This is a genomic window from Caballeronia insecticola (genome assembly GCF_000402035.1).
In the GTDB taxonomy this organism is placed as follows: Bacteria; Pseudomonadota; Gammaproteobacteria; order Burkholderiales; family Burkholderiaceae; genus Caballeronia; species Caballeronia insecticola.
The window spans coordinates 1,177,152-1,198,934 of record NC_021289.1 but is presented as its reverse complement, the minus strand read 5'-3'; the positions used below and the strand labels follow the sequence as shown (position 1 = coordinate 1,198,934).

Annotated in this window: 18 protein-coding genes and 3 pseudogenes; 17 read left to right on the top strand and 4 right to left on the bottom strand. The window is 63.9% G+C overall.

Annotated elements, in window-relative coordinates; translation table 11 throughout:
- Positions 1-67: 67 nt before the first annotated feature.
- Both BRPE64_RS30100 and BRPE64_RS30095 read right to left on the bottom strand, forming a co-directional pair.
- On the bottom strand, positions 68-397 hold the full coding sequence (locus tag BRPE64_RS30100) for a hypothetical protein (protein WP_044043609.1): 330 nt from the start codon (positions 395-397) through the stop codon (positions 68-70).
- 154 nt (positions 398-551) lie between these two features.
- Positions 552-1,106 (bottom strand): hypothetical protein, encoded by a 555-nt coding sequence (locus BRPE64_RS30095; protein ID WP_044043607.1) that lies wholly within the window; start codon positions 1,104-1,106, stop codon positions 552-554.
- A 763-nt stretch (positions 1,107-1,869) separates the two neighbouring features.
- Between BRPE64_RS30095 and BRPE64_RS30090 the strand changes: the two genes are divergently transcribed.
- Positions 1,870-3,183, top strand: a complete 1,314-nt coding sequence (locus tag BRPE64_RS30090) for an MFS transporter (RefSeq protein ID WP_016348786.1) — start codon at positions 1,870-1,872, stop codon at positions 3,181-3,183.
- A 77-nt stretch (positions 3,184-3,260) separates the two neighbouring features.
- Here BRPE64_RS30090 and BRPE64_RS32570 read toward each other — a convergent pair.
- Positions 3,261-3,764, bottom strand: a pseudogene (locus BRPE64_RS32570) (Abi family protein); the annotation flags it as partial.
- 84 nt (positions 3,765-3,848) lie between these two features.
- Here BRPE64_RS32570 and BRPE64_RS30085 point away from each other — a divergent pair.
- The 12 genes and pseudogenes from BRPE64_RS30085 to BRPE64_RS30025 all read left to right on the top strand — a co-directional run bounded on the left by BRPE64_RS30085 (position 3,849) and on the right by BRPE64_RS30025 (position 17,443).
- Positions 3,849-4,178 carry an ArsR/SmtB family transcription factor gene (locus BRPE64_RS30085; protein WP_044043605.1) on the top strand — a complete coding sequence of 110 codons (330 nt, stop codon included), beginning with the start codon at positions 3,849-3,851 and terminating at the stop codon, positions 4,176-4,178.
- Positions 4,175-4,636, top strand: a complete 462-nt coding sequence (locus BRPE64_RS30080) for an ArsI/CadI family heavy metal resistance metalloenzyme (protein ID WP_044043603.1) — start codon at positions 4,175-4,177, stop codon at positions 4,634-4,636. Before BRPE64_RS30085 ends, BRPE64_RS30080 begins: the two co-directional genes overlap by 4 nt.
- Positions 4,629-4,996 (top strand): annotated as a pseudogene (locus BRPE64_RS30075) (arsenate reductase ArsC); the annotation flags it as partial. The gene BRPE64_RS30080 and the pseudogene BRPE64_RS30075, both read left to right, overlap by 8 nt.
- Positions 4,989-6,050, top strand: coding sequence for an ACR3 family arsenite efflux transporter (arsB, locus tag BRPE64_RS30070; RefSeq protein ID WP_016348782.1), 1,062 nt, complete (start codon positions 4,989-4,991; stop codon positions 6,048-6,050). The pseudogene BRPE64_RS30075 and the gene arsB, both read left to right, overlap by 8 nt.
- A 9-nt stretch (positions 6,051-6,059) precedes the next feature.
- Positions 6,060-6,887, top strand: a complete 828-nt coding sequence (gene arsC / locus BRPE64_RS32565) for an arsenate reductase (glutaredoxin) (RefSeq protein WP_016348781.1) — start codon at positions 6,060-6,062, stop codon at positions 6,885-6,887.
- Positions 6,888-6,918: 31 nt separating this feature from the next.
- Complete coding sequence (arsH, locus tag BRPE64_RS30055) at positions 6,919-7,683, top strand: arsenical resistance protein ArsH (RefSeq protein ID WP_016348780.1); 765 nt, start codon at positions 6,919-6,921, stop codon at positions 7,681-7,683.
- A pseudogene (locus tag BRPE64_RS32560) lies at positions 7,634-8,059 on the top strand (MFS transporter); the annotation flags it as partial. The gene arsH and the pseudogene BRPE64_RS32560, both read left to right, overlap by 50 nt.
- A 181-nt stretch (positions 8,060-8,240) precedes the next feature.
- Positions 8,241-9,443, top strand: coding sequence for a non-hydrolyzing UDP-N-acetylglucosamine 2-epimerase (wecB, locus tag BRPE64_RS30045; protein ID WP_016348778.1), 1,203 nt, complete (start codon positions 8,241-8,243; stop codon positions 9,441-9,443).
- A gap of 206 nt (positions 9,444-9,649) precedes the next feature.
- A complete protein-coding gene (locus BRPE64_RS30040; RefSeq protein WP_016348777.1) occupies positions 9,650-11,899 on the top strand; it encodes a cellulose biosynthesis cyclic di-GMP-binding regulatory protein BcsB in 2,250 nt (749 codons plus the stop codon).
- Positions 11,899-14,094 carry a glycosyl transferase family protein gene (locus BRPE64_RS30035; RefSeq protein ID WP_051180574.1) on the top strand — a complete coding sequence of 732 codons (2,196 nt, stop codon included), beginning with the start codon at positions 11,899-11,901 and terminating at the stop codon, positions 14,092-14,094. Before BRPE64_RS30040 ends, BRPE64_RS30035 begins: the two co-directional genes overlap by 1 nt.
- Complete coding sequence (locus tag BRPE64_RS30030) at positions 14,091-16,550, top strand: NfrA family protein (protein ID WP_016348775.1); 2,460 nt, start codon at positions 14,091-14,093, stop codon at positions 16,548-16,550. The genes BRPE64_RS30035 and BRPE64_RS30030 overlap by 4 nt, the downstream gene beginning before the upstream one ends.
- Before the next feature lie 83 nt (positions 16,551-16,633).
- Positions 16,634-17,443, top strand: a complete 810-nt coding sequence (locus tag BRPE64_RS30025) for an alpha-amylase family protein (protein WP_016348774.1) — start codon at positions 16,634-16,636, stop codon at positions 17,441-17,443.
- Between the two features lie 7 nt (positions 17,444-17,450).
- Here the strand turns inward: BRPE64_RS30025 and BRPE64_RS30020 are convergent, their stop codons facing one another.
- Positions 17,451-18,842: an aminotransferase-like domain-containing protein gene (locus tag BRPE64_RS30020; RefSeq protein WP_016348773.1), complete on the bottom strand. Its 1,392-nt coding sequence runs from the start codon at positions 18,840-18,842 to the stop codon at positions 17,451-17,453.
- Positions 18,843-18,927: 85 nt separating this feature from the next.
- Between BRPE64_RS30020 and BRPE64_RS30015 the strand changes: the two genes are divergently transcribed.
- From BRPE64_RS30015 to BRPE64_RS30000, 4 genes are read left to right on the top strand one after another with little or no spacing between them, the layout of a single operon-like run.
- Positions 18,928-19,182 (top strand): hypothetical protein, encoded by a 255-nt coding sequence (locus BRPE64_RS30015; RefSeq protein WP_016348772.1) that lies wholly within the window; start codon positions 18,928-18,930, stop codon positions 19,180-19,182.
- A 41-nt stretch (positions 19,183-19,223) separates the two neighbouring features.
- The gene (locus BRPE64_RS30010; RefSeq protein WP_016348771.1) at positions 19,224-19,706 is read left to right on the top strand and encodes an MSMEG_0572/Sll0783 family nitrogen starvation response protein; all 483 of its coding nucleotides are present in this window, start codon (positions 19,224-19,226) and stop codon (positions 19,704-19,706) included.
- A gap of 5 nt (positions 19,707-19,711) precedes the next feature.
- On the top strand, positions 19,712-20,719 hold the full coding sequence (locus tag BRPE64_RS30005) for a Nit6803 family nitrilase (protein ID WP_044043918.1): 1,008 nt from the start codon (positions 19,712-19,714) through the stop codon (positions 20,717-20,719).
- Positions 20,712-21,782, top strand: a complete 1,071-nt coding sequence (locus BRPE64_RS30000; RefSeq protein ID WP_016348769.1) for an MSMEG_0568 family radical SAM protein — start codon at positions 20,712-20,714, stop codon at positions 21,780-21,782. Before BRPE64_RS30005 ends, BRPE64_RS30000 begins: the two co-directional genes overlap by 8 nt.
- The last annotated feature ends 1 nt before the right edge of the window (position 21,783 follow it).

Here is a 21,783-nt window from a genome sequence, read left to right as displayed (position 1 = left end):
GCGATTCATCTCGGGCGATCGTCGTCTCTATCTTCCCGACTGCGCAAAGCTCACACAGTATTTGCCGCTATTTCGCGCGGCTTTCGTCTCGGCGAGCGAGCAGCGCCGTCATTTCCTCGTCTGCGAGCATGAATTCATAAAAGGGAGCCTGATTCAGCTGTCGATCAAACGCCGCGACCACTTCGCATAAGCTCTTGTACGTGGTTTGATCCAGATTCCATTTGCCAGTATTTCGTCCGGATCGACGGCATCGAACGATTCCTTCTCGGGCCTCGCGAAAGACCTGCGCTCTGACCTTGAGCCCGGTGGAATTACTGACGATCATGGTCGTCAAGGTCAATTTCATCATGCTGGCCAGGTGACTTTCATTGCCGGCGTCCTTATGCAGCGCTTCCAAGATAAGGTGATAGGCAGCGCCAATTCAACAGCGACCGCAGGCGACATTGGAAGCGTCATGGCAAGCGCATAACGGCCGGCGTCGACAACGAGTTCCTGCGCGAGCGAACGCTGTGTCAATTCACCCATAGCGTCTCCAAAGCAAAATGCAGTCTTTAGCTGTTGCTCTCAACTGCACCCGACGCGAGCATTCGCTTGACGACAAGCGCAAGCGGAACAGTGAAACAGAAATGAGACATGAAGCCGCCAATAATGACGATCGGATCCAGATAGTTAGGGTGATTGTCCGACGCTATCGCGATGGCAACGTGCATCACGATCCAGGCGAAGATTGCGTAAAAGAGCGCGACGAACGTAGCCTCATAGCCACGTCGACGGAAGTACGGCCATATCGCGGCGAACAACACGCCCCAACCGATGGCAAAGACAAAATGAATCGCGGTGCCGATGACGTAGGCCCAGATACCGATCGATTCTTGAAAAGCCTTACCAAAGACTAGCCCTGTCGCGTTCCGGGGAATGCCGGCGAGCGGCATGAGGTGCTGCACGCCTACCCAGATCAGCGCTTCGTAGATCCAGATAACAATCGCGCCCGCCAATCCACCCGCCGCACCGGCGTGGATGATGCGAGAGAACGTTGGCCTGGCCGCCGCGTTATTTTCCGAACGTCGGTCCAGTTCCTCGCTTCTTACATTAATGTTACTGCTCATGTTCCATCTCCTTGGCTGCGCAGATTAATCCAGAACTCTCGTCATGCTAGAAAGGGTTCTACTCAGGCCGTAGACGGGGTTAACCAGATATTGGAACTCGAAGCGGAGTTTTCTGTCGTGAACCAGGCTGCCCGTATCGCTGAAGACCGAGTCCCGACAAGGCTCCGAAGCCGTCTTCCGAGCACGCGGAACGCTAATGGCCGCGAACCCGCTCAGAAACGTCGATAAATAAAACAGATGGCGAAGACAACGATTCGAAACGATCGAGCGTACGAAAACCCAGCGTACCCTGAGGGAAGGTGCGCGTTGCATGTCTGACAGCCGGGGATCATGCGAAGGTGGCCCGCTATTCCTTTGATGCTGCCAGACGATTTCGCTGAACTTTCTTTGCGATCTTGGTCCTGTTGCCATCTAATTTATTTATCAGCGTCTTGCGTGTCGAATGGCAAAAAAGAGCCAGCGCGCGCTGCTGGCACATCCAACTGTTCCTGCGCCTGCCGGACTCCGTGGCGAATTGCGACGTCAAGCGGGGACGCCGCGGGCAGTGACAGTGACTATCGTTAACCCGGACTACTTCGCCATTTCACTATTTCGATAAGGTGCGTCCCAGAGGCCGTTTCATTGCCGCTAAATGGGTATCGGAACACGGTACCGCGCCATCGGTCTCCCGGCTTCAACAGCGAGCGCCCGGCGCGTCTCCAGCCATTCGAAACAATGGTCGACGCCCGAATCATTTGAACTGGATTGAGTGAGAGGAAATAAGATGCGTCTGGGTTGGTACTCGAGCCTTACGTCTGTCGAACGTCGCACATTCTGGGCATGCTTCGCCGGCTTCGGCCTCGATTCGATGGATGCCACCATCTTTTCATTAGTCATCCCGGCGCTCATCACGACGCTAGGGTTGACCCATCCAGAAGTGGGCTATCTGGCCACGGCTGCCCTGCTAGGAACTGCGATCGGCGGCTGGGGCGCCGGAATCCTCGCCGACAAGATCGGGCGCGTCCGCATATTGCAGTTCACCATCTTATGGGTCGCCGTCTCCACCATCGCTGCAGCATTCGCGACCTCGTTTCCAGTGCTATTTGGTATTCGGTTTCTGCAGGGCCTGGGCTACGGCGGTGAGGCGGCAGTAGGCGGTGTGCTGATAAGTGAAGTCATTCGGCCTGCCCTGCGCGGCCGGGTCGCTGCGTCGGTTCAGAGCGGCTATGCGCTCGGATATGCCGTCTCTGTTGCCTTATTGCCGATCATCGCTTCAATGTTTCCCGAGCAGTTCGGTTGGCGCGTGTTCTTTGCTCTGGGCGTCGTGCCCGCTGGCCTGGTCTTTTTTATTCGCCGGCTCGTTCCCGAATCAGGCGTGTACTCTGAAGCGAAAGCCGCTCGCGAGAAGGGCGCGGCGCAGACTCCCTTCTGGGAGATTTTCGCGCAGGCTCACATGCGCCGCACCGTCGCTGCAGTGACCATGGCGACAGGTATTTTCGGCGGAGCCTACGTCATGATCACCTGGCTGCCCACCTATCTGCGTACGACGCTGCATCTTTCGGTCGGATCGAGTGCGGGCTATCTCGCCTGCAACATCCTTGGTTCGTTAGTCGGGCCGCTCCTGTACGGCTGGTTGTCGGACCGCGTTGGCCGACGACCCGCTTTCATGACGTTTCTCGTTCTGCAGGCTGCCAACGTTGCCGTGTATTTGCTTGCACCCATCGGAGCCGGCGTTACGGTCCTGCTCAGCTTTTTTCTGGGAGCATTTCAAGGCGCTCTCGCATCCGGCATGCTGCCCACCTTCGCTGAACTCTTTCCGACGAACATTCGTGCCAGTGGCCAGGGTTTTTGCCTGGGTGGGGGACGCGGCTTTGGCTCGATCGTTCCCGCCACGGTAGGCCTGCTCGCGGCGTCTCTACCACTCGGTACCGCGATGGGCACCTGCGCACTGTGCGCTTACGGTGTTGCCTTCGCTGCTGCGCTCTTTTTGCCCGAGACCAGCGGGACCGATCTTCATGAAACGGCAAATAAGCTTCCGCCCCATACCGTCAGCCACCCCGACGCGGCCGAAAGGCAGTCAGAACATATGCGTGCATGACGCCAGACGTTCCTGCCCACAATGCCGGATGCAGAGCGGCTATGCGCTGCTGGGCACGCGGTGCGGTCGATAGCCAGTTACTTCCAAAGATCTAGCGACTGCCAGCCTGGAGGGAACCCCATCGCTTCGACCGTAGCGACACCTGGACAGGTCGGAAAGGAGTTGATTAGCGCCTTCAATGCGTTCTTCCAATGGTCGTCGAAGCGTAGTGCCTGGAGCAAGTATTGGGTGACCGAAAGCGCGCCGTATACACGATCTCGGGAATGTGCGTTTTGGGGTCCGGCAAGGTGCCACAGCAGATCCACCTCGTTACGACCGGGAGGTTTTGGGTTGTCAGTGAGCGAACGATTCCAAAGGCGGCTATGGTGGGCAGCGATGTTCCGTAGATGGCTTATCGTGCGAAGCCAGCTCCCGAGCAGAACGTTTCTTGGAATGCCGAGCTCGGAGGCAAGAGCTTGTCGATCAGCCTGTCGGAGCCCGGAATAATAGTAAGAGAGCAAACCGAAATCCCAGACTTCAATGGAGATCCAGAGCGGTACCGGTGGTTCATACTTGCTCCGAAAATGCTTCATGAAGTCTTCCTTCGATCGGCTCGTTCTTTCTCACATTCGCCCGTCGATTCAATAATACTTGAATTGTTGAATCAAAGCACCTACGATGCAGTCATGGACACGAACCTCGTCGTACGCGCGTTAGGCGCTCTCGCTCATGAATCGCGGCTGGCCATCTTCCGTGCTCTCGTTGTTGCAGGCCCCGAGGGCATGGCAGCAGGTGAGATAGCACAGCAAGTGGGTCTGTCGCCATCAAGCCTTTCATTTCACATGAAGGACCTGTCGCACGCCGGACTCGTGAACGGTCAGCAGGAAGGCCGCTTCATCTACTACTCGGCGAACTTCGATGCGATGAACGGGCTTATCGGGTTCCTGACCGAAAACTGTTGCGCGGGAGCCGCTTGCGGCGTCGACGCCCCTAAATGCAAGGGAGCGAAGTCATGAAACGTATGCACATTCACGTTGCAGTCGAGGATCTCGAAGCGAGTACGCGCTTCTACGTCGCCATGTTCGGCGGCGCCGAGCCGACAGTTTCGAAGTCCGACTATTGCAAGTGGGAATTGAGCGACCCGAAGGTCAACTTCGCGATCTCGCAACGAGGCGTTCGCCCCGGCATCGACCATCTGGGCATTCAGGTGGAATCGGACGAGGAACTGACCGAGATGCGATCACGGTTTGCCAATGCTGAAGTGCCGGTGACGGACCAGACCGCAACGACGTGCTGCTACGCGAAGTCAGACAAGACCTGGACCGTCGACCCGCAGGGCGTAGCCTGGGAGACGTTTCGCACGCTAGACCATGCGTCGATTTATGGCGAGTCACGCGACCGCTCGCGCGCTCCCGGTGTTTCCCCCGTCGCCTGCTGCGCAGGCGCAATTCCGACCGGAGCAGTACATGCGTGACCGGACCTGCAACATCCTCGTTCCATGCACGGGCAACAGTGCCCGAAGCACATGGCCGAGGCGCTTTTTAGCGCGCTCGGCAAGGGCCGTTTTCAAGCCTTTAGCGCGGGGAGTCATCCGTCCGGAACGATCAACCCGTTCGCCGTCGAGCGATGCGAAGCCCCCGACTACGACACCGCCGGCCTTCGCAGCAAGAGTTGGGACGAATTTGGCAAGCCGGATGCCCCGCAGATGGACTTCGTTATCACCGGGTGCGATCAGGCTGCCGGTGAGGTCTGCACGATCTGGCCGGGCAAGCCGATCACTGCACACTGGGGCTTCGAGGATCCGGCAGCATTCATCGGAACCGACGATGAGCAGCACTGATTCGATTTCACGCGCGAGTCGCCCTGCGATCGGCTTTTTCGAGCGCTACCTGACCGTGTGGGTCGCACTGTGCATCGTCGCGGGCATCGCCCTTGGCCAGGTGCTCCCGTCCGTGTTTCAGGCCATCGGCCGCATGGAAGTCGCACGGGTCAATCTGCCCGTCGGCGTGCTGATCTGGGTGATGATCATTCCGATGCTCGTCAAGATCGACTTCGCCGCGATGGCGCAGGTGAAGGGGCATTGGCGCGGGATCGGTGTGACGCTCTTCGTGAACTGGCTGGTCAAACCGTTCTCGATGGCACTGCTCGGCTGGATCTTCGTGCGTCATGTGTTCGCTGCGTGGCTGCCCGCCGCACAACTGGACAGCTACGTCGCCGGGCTCATCCTGCTCGCGACCGCGCCGTGCACGGCGATGGTGTTCGTCTGGTCGCAACTGTGCAAAGGCGATCCGTATTTCACGCTCTCACAAGTGGCGATGAACGACGCGATCATGATCGTCGCGTTTGCACCGATTGTCGCGTTGCTGCTCGGCCTCTCGGCCATCACGATTCCATGGGACACACTGATCGCATCGGTTGGCCTCTACATCGTCATTCCGGTTGTCATCGCGCAGGCGTTGCGTCGCGTACTGCTCGCGGAGAGCGATGCGCATTTCCAGCGGGCCGTCTTGCGGCTCGGCCCGTATTCGATCTGCGCATTGCTCGCGACGCTCGTGCTGCTGTTTGCGTTTCAGGGACAGGCGATCGTTCGCGAGCCGCTGGTCATCGCAATGCTCGCCGTGCCGATCCTCATCCAGGTGTTCCTGAACTCGGGTCTCGCCTATCTGCTTAACCGCAAGCTTGGCGTCGCGCATTGCGTGGCGGGTCCGTCGAGCCTGATCGGTGCCAGCAACTTCTTCGAACTCGCCGTGGCGACGGCGATCAGCCTGTTCGGTTTCCAGTCGGGCGCGGCACTCGCGACGGTCGTCGGCGTGCTGATCGAGGTGCCGGTGATGCTGCTGGTGGTCGGCGTCGTCAACCGCTCGCGGCATTGGTACGAAGCCCATTAAGGAACGTTCATGAGCGTCACGATCTATCACAACCCGGACTGCAGCACATCGCGCAACGTGCTCGCGCTGTTGCGCGAAGCCGGTGAGAATCCGCAGGTCGTTGAGTATCTGAAGACGCCGCCCGATCGAGCGACGCTGGAACGTCTGATCGCCGAAGATGGCATGGCTGTACGGGACATCCTGCGCATCAAAGGCACGCCGTACAAGGAACTCGGACTGGACGATCCCGCCCTGAGCGACGCCCGACTGATCGACGCGATCCTGGCTCATCCGATTCTGATGAACCGGCCGATCGTCGTTACGGCCCGCGGTACGCGCCTGTGCCGGCCGTCGGATGCTGTCGTCGATCTGCTCGCGAAACGGCCGCAGAGCGAATATCTCAAGGAAGATGGCGTGCCCTTCATCATTGCCAGCGGGGTCGCTGGCGGCGATGCTCGACTTGCACAGGCACTGGCCGGAGCCAGACTACCAACCGACGATCTCAGCGAACCAGGACGCAGCTTCTTTTCGTTCGCTACGCTCGCTGGCAACTCCGTCGGCTTTGGGGGATTCGAGCAGTACGGCAGTGACGTGCTGGTCCGCTCGGTCGTTATCGAACCGCAGCGTCGCGGCAAGGGTATTGGCCGCAACGTGGTAGCTATTCTGCTGCGCGAAGCCTTTGATTTGGGCGCGCGCACCGCGTGGGTGCTGACCACCGACGCTTCCACGTTCTTCGGCAAGACCGGATTCAAACGGGTCGAACGGGAGACCGCCCCCGCTTCGATTCTTGCCACGCGACAGGCCAGCGATCTTTGTCCAGCGACGGCGCTCTTGCTGACGCGCGCAATCACGCTGTAGTCCATTTCAATCCGCAGTTCACACCACGCCGATGCACTCCGATATTCCGAACATCAGCCTCCCGCATCTGGACACGCCGAATGCTGCGAAGCTGGAACCGCGCACGGTGTCGCCCCACGCGCCCCGCATCCTGCTGCTTTACGGCTCGCTACGCCCGACGTCCTACAGCCGGTTACTGACGCTCGAAGCAGAACGCATTCTTCGCCAGTTCGGCGCCGAGACGAAAGTATTCGATCCGCAAGGCCTGCCGCTCGCCGACAGCGTTCCCGCCGATCACCCGAAGGTCGTTGAATTGCGCGAAGCGTCGATCTGGTCCGAAGGGCAGGTATGGTGCAGCCCGGAGCGGCACGGTGCAATGACCGGCGTGTTCAAGAACCAGATCGACTGGCTGCCGCTCGACTCGGGCAGCATCCGGCCCACCCAAGGTCGTACGCTCGCCGTCATGCAGGTTTCCGGTGGTTCGCAATCGTTCAACGCCGTCAACGCCTTGCGCCTGCTCGGACGCTGGATGCGGATGGTGACCATCCCGAACCAGAGTTCGGTCGCGAAGGCATTCCTGGAGTTCGATGACGACGGCCGGATGAAACCGTCGTCGTACTACGATCGCGTCGTCGATGTGATGGAAGAGCTATACAAGTTCACGCTGCTTGTGCGCGATCGCTCCGACTATCTCACCGACCGGTACAGCGAACGCAAGGACAAGGCCCCGGCAACCGTTACAGCGCTCGCGGGCGCAGCGATGAGTCATGAGCGCAGCACGCAGAACGCCGACACCGACGACAGCGAACTCGAGTAGCGGACTTGATCGGGCCGAGTCGCTGGCGACGTGGGCGCTCGCGCTTGCGCAACTGGTGTCATGGGGCTCCGTCTACTACTCTTTCTCGCTGCTGGTCGTCCCGATGGAACAGACGATGGGCTGGAGCCGTACGGCAACGAACGCAGCGCTGTCGCTCGGCTTGCTTGTGTCGGGGTTTGCTGCCTATCCGGTCGGCAGTTGGATTGATCGCGGACTTGGCCGTCGTGTGATGACCATCGGTTCGGTCGTCGCGACCGCAATGCTGCTGCTCTGGTCCGCCACGTCATCGCTGACGATAGTGTTCGTTGCCTGGATCGGACTCGGGCTGGCGATGGCCGCGACGTTCTACGATCCGCTGTTCAGCCCCGCCCCACATCCTGGGACAACCTAACCATCCAGTTAAAAAACAGGTAAAAACCTCTGTCTGACGATAGACAAAACATCGCCAAATCGTTGCATAAAACTCTCGTTAGACTTTTTTACATTTTAGTTGGAGGGTGCTCCTAAACGTCTGAATACAATCGAAATTGTTAAAGATTGTGCAATCGTCGGGGACAATGAACACGAAGCGAAAAACGATTCTTTCCATTTTTGGAACGCGGCCCGAGGCTATCAAAATGGCGCCGCTCGTGAAGGCGCTGGAAGCGGAACAGGATATTCGTTCCGTCGTATGTGTGACCGGCCAGCATCGTTCGATGCTGCAGCAGGTGCTCGACCTGTTCGACATCACGCCGCACTACGACCTCGCGCTCATGTCCGAAAACCAGAGCCTGAACGGGCTGACTTCGCGTCTCATGTCGTCCATCGACGATGTGATCAGCCGCGAAACGCCCGATCGCGTGCTCGTCCACGGCGACACGACCACGGCGACGGCCGCCGCGCTCGCGGCGTTTCATCGGCAAGTGCCGGTCGTGCATATCGAGGCGGGGCTGCGCACCGGCGACATGCAGAGTCCGTGGCCGGAAGAGATGAACCGCCGCATCGTCGATGTGATGAGCGAACTGATGTTCGTCCCCACGCCGCGTTCGCTCGACAATCTCGCCGGCGAAAAGCTGCACGGCCGTGCGTATGTCACCGGCAACACGGTGATCGACGCGCTGCGCCATGTGACGGCGCGCATCGATTCGTGCGAGGCGTTGCGCCGCAAGCTCGATGCACGCTTTCCCTTTCTCGATTCGCGCAAGCAACTGGTGCTCGTCACCGGGCATCGGCGCGAGAGCTTCGGGCAGGGTCTGCGCGACATCTGCGCCGCGCTCGCGCGAATCGCAAAACGTCGCGATGTGCAGATCGTCTATCCCGTGCATCTGAATCCGAACGTGCAGGCAACGGTGATCAGCGCATTAGGCGAAGCGCCGAACGTGTTTCTTATCGAGCCGCAGGATTACATGGGCTTCGTGCGATTGCTGCAGCGTTCGACGCTCGTGCTCACCGACTCGGGCGGCGTGCAGGAAGAAGCGCCGTCGCTCGGCAAGCCGGTGCTCGTCATGCGCGATGTCACCGAGCGGCCCGAGGCGATCGACGCCGGAACCGCGATGCTCGTCGGCACCGACAGCGACGCCATCGCGAGCGCGGTCAGTCTCCTGCTCGACGACGAAGACGCCCGCGCCGCGTTCTCCCGCAACGTGAATCCCTACGGCGACGGACGCGCTTCGGCACGCATCGTCGCGGCGCTCATGGGCCGTCCCTTCGAGGAATTCAGGCCCGCGCCTTCGCTCCGCACGGAATACGCGGCGTACCGGGCGCGCGAGGCGCTCGTCTAAGTTCTATCGATTCAACGCGTCAAGCACGTCGCGCCACGGCCGTTCGCGACTCAATGCGGCGAGCATTATCCCGGCCGGAAATCACGCTTCACGCAATCGCGGCGTTCGCGCGTCGTGCGTGTTTCGCGGCGGTCCGAATCACATGGACCGCGCGGAACCGCAGCGCGGCCATTCCGCCCCGTTGCGCTCAATTCGAGTCACACAACTTGATCAACGACAATTCGAAGCGGCGCCGCATGCGCGCCGTTCTGGTTTTACTCGGCGCGTGCTTCGTTTTTCTCGCCGCCGTGCCGCGCGCGACGCTCGCCGCGTCCGTCGCGGACAACGACATCGCGGGTGCGTTCGGCCGGCTCGGCCTCGACGTGCAGGAAACGCGCACCGTGACGCTCAGGCAACTCGGCCTGCTCGAAAGCGTGACGCTCAATGCGCCCGACACGCGGCGCGAGTTCTTTTTGCCCGTGCCCGCGAACGTGCCGATCAGCGACGCCACGCTGCAAGTCGACGGCGGCTATGTGCGCGGCGACGGCGGGCGCGTGACGATGCTTCTGTCGCTCGACGGCTCGCCGGTTCTGGCGCGCGCGTTCACGCAGGAATCGGGCGGCGTCGCGGTGAATCTCGGCGTCGACGGCGCGCCGCGAAGCGCGGGCTTCGTGCGGCTGGGGCTCGGCTTCGCATCGGTGATCAATCAGAACGACTGTACGGATCAGACGGCGATCGGCAATGTGCTGCGCGTCGATCCGACCACGCGTCTCACGTTCCGCTTCAATCCCGCCGACGTGCAGGACCTGCGCACCGCATGGAGCGCGCTGCCGTACGCGCCGGTGCTGGCGATTGCCGGCCGCAAGCTCTCGACCAACGCATACGACACGGCCTGGCGCACCAATGCGCTGCTTCAGCGCGACGGCAAGCGTCCCGTGATGCAGGCGCTGCCCGCAGTGGGCGAGACGGTCGATCTGAGCAACATCGACGTGCCGGTCGCGCTGCGCAGCGTTCCCGCGTTCGCCGCGCTGGCCGCGGGCGGCAAGCACGCGATCGCCGATCAGGCGCAACTCGGCGCGCTCGTGGCGCTCGCGCCGCGCACGGCGTTCGGGCCGGACGTCGTGGTCGCCGATGAAGCGATGCGGCGCACGATCGGCGCCGCGCTCGACGCATTGCGTCTGCAAGTCGCGAACACGTCCGGCGATGCGCTCGCGGCGTTCGACGCCTGGCGCAAGCGCACGGCGTCCCAGCTGACGACGCCGCTCGCGCCGGGCGAAGTGCGCGTCGCGCATGTGGGCGGACGCGCGCTGATCGTCGTCGGCGATACGCGCGGCATCGGCGCGCTCGCGCACGGCTGGCGGCCGATCGACGTGTCGGATCGCGTGGTCGTGCATCGCATCGACGTGGCGCAGCAGACGCACGGCGACACCATCGCGCTGTCCGATCTCGGCGGCGATCCGCGCAGCATCGACGTGCAGACCAACGCATCGTGGGACGCGCGCTTCGATCTCGCGGCGGCATCGGGCAACGGGCGGCTGCCGGAGCAAGTGGTGCTCGACATCGCCGCATCGCCGACGCTCTCCAACGGCGGCGCGACGGCCACCGTCTATTTCAACGACGTGATGATCGGCGCGCGTCTCATCAACGTCGATGGCGCGCGCCAGCGTCTGATCGCGCCGATTCCGCGCTACGCGCTCGCCCGCACCAACGATCTGCGCGTGAGCCTGCGCCGCCAGCCCGACGGCGGTTGCCAGGCGCGCCAGACGTATCCGGTCGCGATCCTGCCGACGAGTCACCTGCGTCTCGCCAAGGCGACGCCCGTCAACACCTTCGCGGGCATGGCGGCGCGTTATGCGTCGTCGGCGACGGTGTACGTGCCGCGCGCCTATCTCGACGATGCGCTCGACAGCGTGCCGCGCCTGGCCGTGCTGACCGGCGCGGCGGGCATCGCGCCCGTCTCGGCGAAATTCGCGGTGAGCGCGCCGCAGGACGCCACGCAACCGGACGGCCCGTTCCTTGCCGCCGACGTCAGACTCGCCGACGAAAAGAATCCCGCCGTGTATTCGGCCGATCGTCTTTCGCTGACATCGCCTTCGGGCGACACGCTGCTCGACATGTCGGGGTTGTCGCGCGTGGGCGTGGTGAGCGTGGCGAGTGCGGGCGGACAGAGCGGCATTGTGTATCGCTCGGCCGGCACGGCGCCGGTGCTGACCGACAAGCTGCAACTGTCGCGCGGCGATATCGCCGTGGTGGACGGCAGCGGCGTGCTCAAACAGTTCGACACGGTCGGCGCGGACGAACTCACCGACGAGCCCGCGACCAGCACCGACTGGGTCACGCGGCACTGGGCGCGCTGGGGCATTCCGGCCGTGCTCGTCGTGCTGCTGCTTGCGCTGATCGCGCTGGCGGGCGCGGCGCGGCGCAAACATCGCAACGCACAACGCGGGAACAACGGAGACGACGGGGACCGCGCGTGATGCTCGAAACGCTCCGGTGGTACGGCGAGATCGTTCTCGCCGAGTACTACCAGGGACTCGAATACGTGGCCGCGACGGTCGCGGCGCTCATCCTGCTGTCGAGTCTCGATGATCTTTTCATCGACGCGTGGTTCTGGACGCGCAAGCTCTGGCGGCGCGTGACGGTCGAGCGCCGCTACGCGCCGCTCACGATCGAGCAGCTTTACGCGCGCGACGAGCAGCCTATCGCGATCATGGTGCCCGCGTGGCAAGAGCACGACGTGATCGCCGCGATGATCGAGGATCTCGTGCGCGTGCTCGACTATCGCGCGTACACGGTGTTCGTCGGCACGTATCAGAACGATGCCGCGACGATCGCCGAAGTGGAGCGCATGCGGCATCGCTACAAGCATCTGCATCGCGTGGAAGTACAGCACGATGGTCCCACGTGCAAGGCCGACTGCCTGAACTGGCTCGTGCAGGCGATTCTGCATCACGAGTACGAGGCCGGCATGGAGTTCGCGGGCATCGTCATGCATGACAGTGAAGACGTGCTGCATCCGATCGAACTCAAGTTCTTCAACTATCTTCTGCCGCGCAAGGACATGATCCAGTTGCCGGTGGCGTCGCTCGAACGTCACTGGTTCGAACTCGTCGCGGGCACGTATATGGACGAGTTCGCCGAATGGCACGCGAAGGATCTCGTGGTGCGCGAGAGTCTCGCGGGCGCGGTGCCGTCGGCGGGCGTGGGAACGTGTTTTTCGCGCCGCGCGATTCTTGCGCTCGTCGAGCAGACGGAACATCAGCCGTTCAACACCGAAAGCCTCACCGAAGACTACGACATCGGCACGCGCATCACGAAGCTCGGCATGCAGTCGATCTTTCCGCTCTTTCCCGTGGAATTCACGACGCGCCGCCGCGGTTGGTTCGGCTTCGGCGCCGAGCGCGAAATCAAGCTGACGATGCCGCTGTGCGTGCGCGAATTTTTCCCCGACACGTTTCGCACCGCGTACCGGCAGCGCGCGCGCTGGACGCTCGGCATCGGTCTGCAAGGCTGGGCGCTGACGGGCTGGAGCGGGTCGCTCGCCAACCGCTATTTGCTGATGCGCGACCGCAAGGGCGTCGTCACGGCGTTCGTCGGCATGCTCGCGTATTTGCTCGCCGTGCAGTTCATGCTGTTTGCGGCGGCGTCGTACTTCGGTGCCGCGACGGACTTCTTTCCGTCGCCGTTCATCGATTCGGGCTGGCTGCAGGCGCTGCTCGCGGCGAACTCGGTTGCGCTCGTGCTGCGCGTCACGCAGCGCATCATCTTCACGTCGCGGCTGTATGGATGGGAGCACGGCGTGCTCGCGGTGCCGCGCATGGTCATCAGCAACGTCATCAACTTCATGGCGGTGGCGCGCGCGTGGCGGCTGTTCATCGTGCATGTGGTGACGGGGCGGCGGCTCGCGTGGGACAAGACGATGCACGATTTCCCCAGCAGCGACGGCCTGCGCGACACGCGTCAGGATCTCGGCGAATTGCTCGTGTCGTGGCAGGCGATCGACCCCGCACGGCTCGAAGAAGCGCGCCGCACCGATCACGCGCGCGAGGCGCCGATCGGCCGCGTGCTGGTTACGCGCGGCTGGCTCGACGAAGAAACGCTCGCCGAGGCGATCGCGTTTCAGGCCGACTTGCCGCGCGGACACTTCGACCCCGCGCGCATGAATCTGACGACGGTCGCGACGCCCGACACGCTCGTGCGGCTGCGCGCGCTGCCGCAGGGCATCGATGCGAACGGGCACGCCGTGTTCGTCTGCGCGGGCCTGCTCGACGATGCCGCGCTCGCCGACCTGCGCGCGGCGACGGACCGTGCGGTCGCGTTGCAGGTCGTGCGCGAGAGCGAGATCACGGCGGGGTTGCGGATGCTGCGCGCGGTCGGCATGCCGGTTTATAGCGACGAAGCCGAACTCGAAGCGCCGCCGTCGCTCGCCGTAATCGATGCCGACACCGATGCCGACACCGCGCGCGCCGTGCCGTTGCTCGGCGACATCATGATCGAGATGGGACTCGTCACGCGCAGCGCCTTCGAGACCGCGTTGCAGAACTATCGGCCGGAGCGGCACGGACGCATCGGCGATTACATGGTCGCGGAGCGGGTCATCACGCGCGATGCGCTGACGGTGGCGATTGCCGAGCAGCGCCGCCGCTTTCTCGCGCAGGCCGGGATTCGATGACGGCGCGACTCGGACGACGTGCGCGTGTCGCGCTGCTGACCGCCGCCACGCTGTGTGCATCGGCGGCGGCGCGCGCGGACGCGAATCTGCCGCTGCCCTTGAGCGGCGCGGCCTATCGCGTCGCGCGCGAGGCGTTCGCGGCTTACGACGAACATCGTTATGCCGATGCCATCGCCGGTGCGCGCGAAGCGATCCGGCAGCGTCCGGATGTCGCCGAACTGCGTCTGCTGCTGGCGAATTCGCTGGCGGCGCGCGGGCGTCTGAAGGACGCGAGCCGCGCGCTCGGCGACGCCATCGCGCAACTCGGACCGCTGCCCGCGCTCACGGCGCGGCGCCGGCAGATCGACATTCTGATTGCGTCGGGCGGCGAAGGCGGCGTGCCCAGCGACTTGCCCGAACCGGCGCCCAGGGCCGCGCGCGCGGCGTATCGCGCTTACGGGAAAAAGGATTACGCGTCGGCGGTGACGAACAGCCGCGAAGCCGTGCGGCTCGCGCCACAGGCCGAGCGTTTGCGATATGTGCTGATCGACTCGCTCGCCGCATCCGGCGACGATGCCGCCGCCTACGATGCCGCGCTCGACGCCGCGCAACGCTTCGGCGACAACGAGGGTTTGCGCGAACGGCGGCGTTTTATCGGCGACCGGCTTGCGCCCGCGGAATCGAAAGCGGCATATGCGGCGCGCGATCGCGGCGCGCTGGACGAAGCGCACAGGCACGCGCAACAGGCGGTGACCTACGCACCTGGCCGGATGGACTTCCGCATGCAGTTGATCGAGACGCTGTTCGCGCGCGGCGACCTCGCGGGCGTCGAAGCCGCAGCGGGCGACGCAATTGCGATCGATCAAACGAATGCGCTCGCGTGGGCGTTGCGCGGCTATGCCCGCGCGGCGCGCGGCAACGATGCAGAGGCCGATGCCGATTTCGCGCGGGCGCTTGCCGCACCAACCGCACCAACCGCCTCGGGCGATACGCGCCGCAATCGCGATGCACGCGTCGCGCGGACGATCGTCGCGGACGTGCGGCTCGCGCAGGGCAACCCGCAGGCCGCGCTCGCTGCGCTGCCGTCCATCGACACGAAAACGCCCGACGACGCCGATGCCGCGATCATCCTGCGGCGTCATCGCGCGCAGACGCTCGTGCGCATGGCCGCGCCGCAAGCGCCGGACGCGGCGAAGATCGATCCGCGCGCGCGTCCGAGTTTCGAGTGCCACGCCGACGAATTCGGCGCTTCGTGCGATGTCTACGCGCACGATCCCGCGCTCGCCGCGACCCGCGAAGCGCGCCTCGCTGAACGGCGCGGCGATCGCGCGGCGGCCATCGATGACTGGCGCACGGCGATTGCCGCGGTGCCCGACGACCCGCAACCGCGCATCGCGTTGATCGACGCACTCACGGCGAGCGGGCGAACGCGCGAGGCGTCGGGCGAGGCGCGCGCGCTGATCAATGCGAACCTGCTCGACTCGATGAGCGACACGCAGGCCGCGTTCATCGCGCAACGCGCCGGCGACAACGCGCTCGCGCTCGATTACTTCGCGCGTGCCGATCGCGCGGGCACGCTGCCCGCTTCCGCCGAAGCCGATGCGGGTTATGCGGCGCTCGGCATGCATCGCAACGACGAGGGCGCGCGCTATCTGGAGCGCGCGATCGATCACAGCGCGAGCGGCCCGGCCGACGATGCGCTGTCGTCGCAGGCGCTCAACGACGCCCGCGCGGCGCACGCCGAAGCGACGCGCAACTGGGGTTTCAGCGCGACCGTGAACTATCGCGGCAACGGCGCGCAGCAAGGCTTCGCGTTCGCGCCGACGCCGGGTCTGTCGAACAACTGGCAGGCGGGCGCGGAAGCCTACTGGCGTCCGTTCGGAAGCCTCGGCGACCGCATGTTCGAGGTGTACGCGCGCGGCTACGAAAACTTCGGCGTGAAGGGCGGCGGGCCGTCGGGGGCATCGACGTTGCAGGCGGCCATCGGTGCGCGCGTGAAGCCGTTTGCATCGGTCAATGCGATTTTCGCGGTCGAAAAGATTCTGCCGATCGGCTCGGACGTGCGCACCGACTGGCTCGCGCGCGCCGCGTATTCGAACGGTTTCGGCGACACGCGCAGGCTCGACGTGCCGAGCTGGTGGACCGGCACGGTGTACGGCGAGGCGGGACACTACATCGAGAATCATTCGACCTACGCGACCGCGAATGCGCGTCTCGGCCGCACGTATCGCGTCGACGCGCTGAGTCCGCGGCTCACCGTGTTCCCGCACGCCGTGGTCGGCATGGACTACGACTCGGCGGTCGATCACAGCGTGCCGGTGGGCGTGGGCGCGGGCGTGGCGGCGCGCTACTGGTTCCGCGGCGGTCCGTACGATGCGCCGCGCTCGTTCGTCGATGTGACGGTGCAGTACCGGTTTCGCGTCGCCGGCGACGAGCGCGCGAAGGGCGTGTTCTTCGGCGCGGTATTCTCGTACTGACGCCACCGCCGGTTTCCCCGATGCTTTCCTTTTTCGCTCCCCGCTCGGTCCTTGGCACGCTCGCGCTGGCGTGCTGCTTGTCGATGTCGGCCATGACCAATGCCGATGCCGCGCCGCCGCGTCTGATCGATGGCATCGTCTGGCAGCCGGACAATGCGCACGCCGATCCGCACGGCGACTGGGACAAGCTCGGCGCGCACGAGCTGATCGTGCAGTGGACGGCCGTCGATGGCATTTCGTTCGTGCCCGGCACAGGCTTGCGCGCGGCGGCGCGGATGCCGGACTGGGAGCGCATCGGGCAGGAGCCGTGGGCGCGCGATGTGATCATCGGGCTGGCGGGGCGCTTCGACGAAGCGGCGGCGCGCGCGAATACGGCGCAGTTGTTCATCGAATCGATGCGGCTCGCGGATGCGCGTCCGCCGGTGCATGTGACCGGCTATTACTTTCCCGTGGAGATCGATCCGACCTGGCGCGATGCCAGCGCGCTGCGCACGATGCTCGATGCGTTGCCGCGTCCGTTGTGGATCAGCGTGTACGACCGCGCGAACGTGGGCGGCGCGGCGCTCGCGCAATGGCTCGATCAATGGTTGCCGCCCGATGTCGGCGTGTTGCTGCAGGACGGCTGCGGCGTGTATGCGCGCGAGCCGCACGTGGCGCGTGAATATGCGGATCAGCTCGCGGCGAAGCTCGGGCGCGCGCGTGTGAGGATCATCGCGGAGTCGTTCCGGCCGAAAGTGGGCGGCGGGTTCCGCGCCGCAACCGTCGATGAACTGAAGCCGCAGATCGATGCGTATCGCGGCTATCGCACGTATTTGTTCGACGGGCCGCACTATGTGTCGGACGAACTCGTGCGCGGTTTGCTCGATGCATATAAGCGTGCGCCATTGCGTTAGACGCGGTTCAAAACATCGGCATATGCAGATGATGCGGATCGGCGAGCATATCCGCCACGCGCCGCAACGCCTCCCGGCAATCCTCCCGATTCTGCGGCCCGCCGAGACACAGACGCAATGCATTCGGCGGATTGCCGTCCGTGGAAAACGCGGCCCCCGCCACCGCGCCGATGCCCTGATTGCGCAACTGCAACGCCAGTTCCGACGCGCTCCAGTCGCACGCCGCCGGCACGGGCAGCCATAGATGAAACCCTGAAGGATGCGCGTCGAAGGGCAGGCCGTCGAATACTTGCGCGGCGATGGTCTGACGCGCCGAGGCTTCGTCGCGAATCGCATCGAGGACGTCGCGCGCGGTGCCATCATTGACCCATTGTGTCGCGAGCAGCACGGTGAACGGACTCGGCATGACGGTCGTCGCGCGCAGCGCACCGGCCACGCGTTGCGTCTGCCGCGGCGTGGGCGCTTTCAGATACGCGACCCGCAAGCCCGCGCCCAGCGTCTTCGATAAACCCGTCACGTGATAGGTCAGCTCGGGCGCGAGTTCCGCCAGCGTGGCGGGCGCGTCGAGCGGCAACATGCCATACGGTTCGTCTTCGATGATCGGCACGTTGTAGCGCAGCGCGACATCGGCGAGTGCTTCACGGCGCTGTCGCGTGAGCGTCAGCGTGCTCGGATTCTGCAACGTGGGATTGCAATAGAACCCGCCGGGCTGCTCCGTCTTGCACAACGCTTCGAACGCGTGCGGCAAAGGTCCTTCGTCATCGCGCGCCAAGGCTTGCAGGCGCACGCCGAGTTGCGACGCAATCGCCTTGATGCCGGGATACGCGAGCGAGTCGAGACAGATCATCTCGCCCGGCCGCGCCAGTTGCGAAACCAGCGCGACGAGTGCGCCATGAATGCCGGGACACACGAGCACGGTGTCGGCATCGCAATCGGGAATGCGCGTGCGCAGCCATTCGCGTCCCGCCGCGCGATCGGCCGCCGTGCCGCCGAAGTCCTGATAGCGCAACAACTGGAACGGGTCCGCGCGCTCCATGAGGCTCGCCGCCGACGCACGCAAACGCGCGGCGAGCGCGGCCGGTTCCGGCGGCATATTCATCGACATCTCGACGCTGCTGCCGCCCGCGAGCGGCAACGTCTGCGTTCTGCCGCGCACGAAGGTGCCGCTGCCCGCGCGCGCATCGAGCAGGCCGCGCTTGCGCGCTTCCGCATAAGCGCGTGCGACCGTCGTGTAGTTCAGGCTGAGCAGATCGGCGAGATCGCGCAGGCCGGGCAGACGATCGCGTGGCCGCAGACGCCCGCTCGCCAGGTCTTCTTCGATCAGATCGGGAATCGTCAGATAAGCGGGCTTTCGGCTGTCTTCGAGCTTTCTGATCCAGTGATGCGTCATCTGATTCATGACTGCGATGCCTCGGGCAAGATGTCGATTCACCTTAGCATGACAAATCAATCGAAAGAAAAGTGATCGCACGAGGCGATATCACTTGATTGCATTGATCGCATCGATGCACGGCTTCGGTGTGCCGCGCACCACGCGCATGCCTGGCTGCGCTGAAATCGTGCGTGCTCAAGTGCGGCATGGCTTGCGCGAAACGCGGCGCAAGCCCGTGCGTTCAAGTCGCGCTAAAAAATTTTCGCGTTCCGCATGCAACCAGGTTTTGCTTGATTGCAAAGTGATTGCATTTTGCGGGCCAATCATTGGCATATCCGTTGCGTTTGAGCGTTCGCCGTCGCGATGAAAAGCACGGCGTCAACGCGAAACCACACATCGGAGAATGCCATGCCCGCAGTCAATCAACCGCTTCACAAGAACGGCGATTATCTGGTCGACTACGAAGAAAAGGTCTTCGAAGACGTCAAGGCCGAGCCGGGCGAAAAGGCGCTCGTCACGTTTCATACGGTCGCGTTCGAAGGCTCGATCGGCTTCGTCAATCTCCTTCAGGCGACACGCCTGCAACGCAAGGGCTTCGATACTTCCGTGCTGCTGTACGGCCCCGGCGTCACGCTCGGCCTGCAACGCGGCTTCCCGACGCTCGGCGACGAAGCCTTCCCCGGCCATCTCAACTTCAACAAGCAACTGCAGAAGTTCATGGCCGAAGGCGGCAAGGTCTATGCGTGCCGCTTCGCGTTGCAGGCGCTCTACGGACACGGCGAAGCCTCGCTGATCGAAGGTATTCGTCCGATCAACCCGCTCGACGTGCTCGATCTCCAGCTGCTTCATCGCAAGGAGAACGCGCTCGTCATTCATACGTGGACCGTGTGACGATCATGGCCGATGCCTCTTCAACGAAGCGCATCGTGCGCGCCGCCGCGGTGCAGATCGCGCCGGACTTCGAGCGTCCGGGCGGCACGCTCGATCGCGTGTGCACGGCCATCGACGAAGCCGCGGCGCAAGGCGTGCAGCTGATCGTGTTCCCCGAGACCTTCGTGCCGTATTACCCGTACTTCTCGTTCGTGCGCACGCCGGTCGCAATGGGCGCGGATCACATGAAGCTCTACGAGCAGGCGGTGATCGTGCCGGGGCTGGTCACGCAGGCGGTCGCCGAACACGCGCGGCTTGCGAACATGGTCGTCGTGCTCGGCGTGAACGAGCGCGATCACGGCAGCCTGTACAACACGCAACTCGTCTTCGATACCGATGGCCGGCTGCTGCTCAAGCGCCGCAAGATCACGCCGACGTTTCATGAACGCATGATCTGGGGCCAAGGCGATGCCGCGGGCCTGAAGGTCGTCGATACGAATGTGGGCCGCGTGGGCGCGCTCGCGTGCTGGGAGCACTACAACCCGCTCGCGCGCTATGCATTGATGACGCAGCACGAAGAGATCCATTGCAGCCAGTTTCCCGGCTCGCTCGTCGGTCCGATCTTCGCGGAGCAGATCGAAGTGACGATCCGTCATCACGCGCTGGAATCGGGCTGCTTCGTCGTCAATGCGACGGGCTGGCTCACCGATGCGCAGATCGAAGCCATCACGCCCGATCCTAACCTGCAACGCGCATTGCGCGGCGGCTGCAACACGGCGATCGTCTCGCCCGAAGGCCAGCATCTCGCGGAGCCGTTGCGCGAAGGCGAGGGCATGGTGATCGCCGATCTCGACATGTCGCTGATCACGAAGCGCAAACGCATGATGGATTCGGTCGGTCACTACGCGCGTCCCGAGTTGCTGAGTCTCGCGATCAACGACCGGCCCGCTTCGCCCGTCACCTCTTTCAAGGACACCCGCGACGATGAGCGCCTTCGAGAACCTGCCGGCATCGAGCCGGCAATTGATGACTGAATTGCAGTCGACCGGACTGCGGCTCGCCGATCCGCGCGCGGGCGTGGCGAGCCGGCGCGGCGGCGCGGGACCGTCGGATCACAAGGCGGTGACTGTCGATGGCGTCACGATCATGGTGCCCGTGCACACGAGCACCGCGTGGGATTCGCCGTTCGTCGCGGCCGCACCGGATGCGAACGGCAACAGCGCGCTGATGCGCAACACGATTCCGATTGCGAGCATCCGCTTTCCGCAAGCGCCGCGCTTCTACGCGATGCAGACGCTCGACGGCGTGCCGTATTCGCACATCGCCACGTTGCACAGCGCCGATGTGCTCGCGACCACCGTGCTGCAAACGTGCATCCGTTACGAGAGCCGCCGTAAGTCGTGCAAGTTCTGCGCGATCGGGCAATCGCTCGCGGCGGGCCGCACGATTGCGCGCAAGACGCCGGAGCAGCTTGCCGAAGTGGCGCGCGCGGCCGTGCTGCTCGATGGCGTGAAGCACATGGTCCTGACCACCGGCACGCCGCCGACATCAGATCGCGGCGCGCAGATTCTTTGCGAAAGCGCGTTCGCGATCAAGGCGGCAGTGAATCTGCCGATTCAGGCGCAATGCGAGCCGCCCGACGACGACCGCTGGTTCGAACGCATGAAGGCGAGCGGCATCGATACGCTCGGCATGCATCTCGAAGCGGTGACGCCTGCGGTGCGCGAACGCGTCATGCCGGGCAAGGCGAGCGTGCCGGTGTCGCGCTACATGGAGGCATTCGAGGCGGCGGTCGCCGTGTTCGGACGCGGCCAGGTGAGCACGTACATTCTCGCGGGACTGGGCGATAGCGCGGACGCCATCGTCGATATGGCGCGCGCGTTGATCGCGCTCGGCGTGTACCCGTTCGTCGTGCCGTTCGTGCCGATCAGCGGAACGCCGCTCGAAGATCATCCCGCGCCCGCGCCCGAATTCATGCGCTCGGTGCTGATGCCCATCGGCGCGATGCTGTCGCAGGCGGGCATGCGTTCCGCCGATATCAAGGCGGGCTGCGGCAAATGCGGCGCGTGTTCGTCGCTTTCATCGTACGAGGTGTGAC

Excerpts from the sequence above, each read along its gene's own strand:
- BRPE64_RS30010 (WP_016348771.1), top strand. The coding sequence starts at position 19,224 with ATGCCCGCAGTCAATCAACCGCTTCACAAGAACGGCGATTATCTGGTC.
- BRPE64_RS30085 (WP_044043605.1), top strand. The coding sequence starts at position 3,849 with ATGGACACGAACCTCGTCGTACGCGCGTTAGGCGCTCTCGCTCATGAA.
- BRPE64_RS30020 (WP_016348773.1), bottom strand. The coding sequence starts at position 18,842 with ATGAATCAGATGACGCATCACTGGATCAGAAAGCTCGAAGACAGCCGA.
- BRPE64_RS30095 (WP_044043607.1), bottom strand. The coding sequence starts at position 1,106 with ATGAGCAGTAACATTAATGTAAGAAGCGAGGAACTGGACCGACGTTCG.
- arsB (WP_016348782.1), top strand. The coding sequence starts at position 4,989 with ATGAGCAGCACTGATTCGATTTCACGCGCGAGTCGCCCTGCGATCGGC.
- arsC (WP_016348781.1), top strand. The coding sequence starts at position 6,060 with ATGAGCGTCACGATCTATCACAACCCGGACTGCAGCACATCGCGCAAC.
- wecB (WP_016348778.1), top strand. The coding sequence starts at position 8,241 with ATGAACACGAAGCGAAAAACGATTCTTTCCATTTTTGGAACGCGGCCC.
- BRPE64_RS30025 (WP_016348774.1), top strand. The coding sequence starts at position 16,634 with ATGTCGGCCATGACCAATGCCGATGCCGCGCCGCCGCGTCTGATCGAT.
- BRPE64_RS30005 (WP_044043918.1), top strand. The coding sequence starts at position 19,712 with ATGGCCGATGCCTCTTCAACGAAGCGCATCGTGCGCGCCGCCGCGGTG.
- BRPE64_RS30035 (WP_051180574.1), top strand. The coding sequence starts at position 11,899 with ATGCTCGAAACGCTCCGGTGGTACGGCGAGATCGTTCTCGCCGAGTAC.
- BRPE64_RS30090 (WP_016348786.1), top strand. The coding sequence starts at position 1,870 with ATGCGTCTGGGTTGGTACTCGAGCCTTACGTCTGTCGAACGTCGCACA.
- arsH (WP_016348780.1), top strand. The coding sequence starts at position 6,919 with ATGCACTCCGATATTCCGAACATCAGCCTCCCGCATCTGGACACGCCG.
- BRPE64_RS30080 (WP_044043603.1), top strand. The coding sequence starts at position 4,175 with ATGAAACGTATGCACATTCACGTTGCAGTCGAGGATCTCGAAGCGAGT.
- BRPE64_RS30000 (WP_016348769.1), top strand. The coding sequence starts at position 20,712 with ATGACTGAATTGCAGTCGACCGGACTGCGGCTCGCCGATCCGCGCGCG.
- BRPE64_RS30030 (WP_016348775.1), top strand. The coding sequence starts at position 14,091 with ATGACGGCGCGACTCGGACGACGTGCGCGTGTCGCGCTGCTGACCGCC.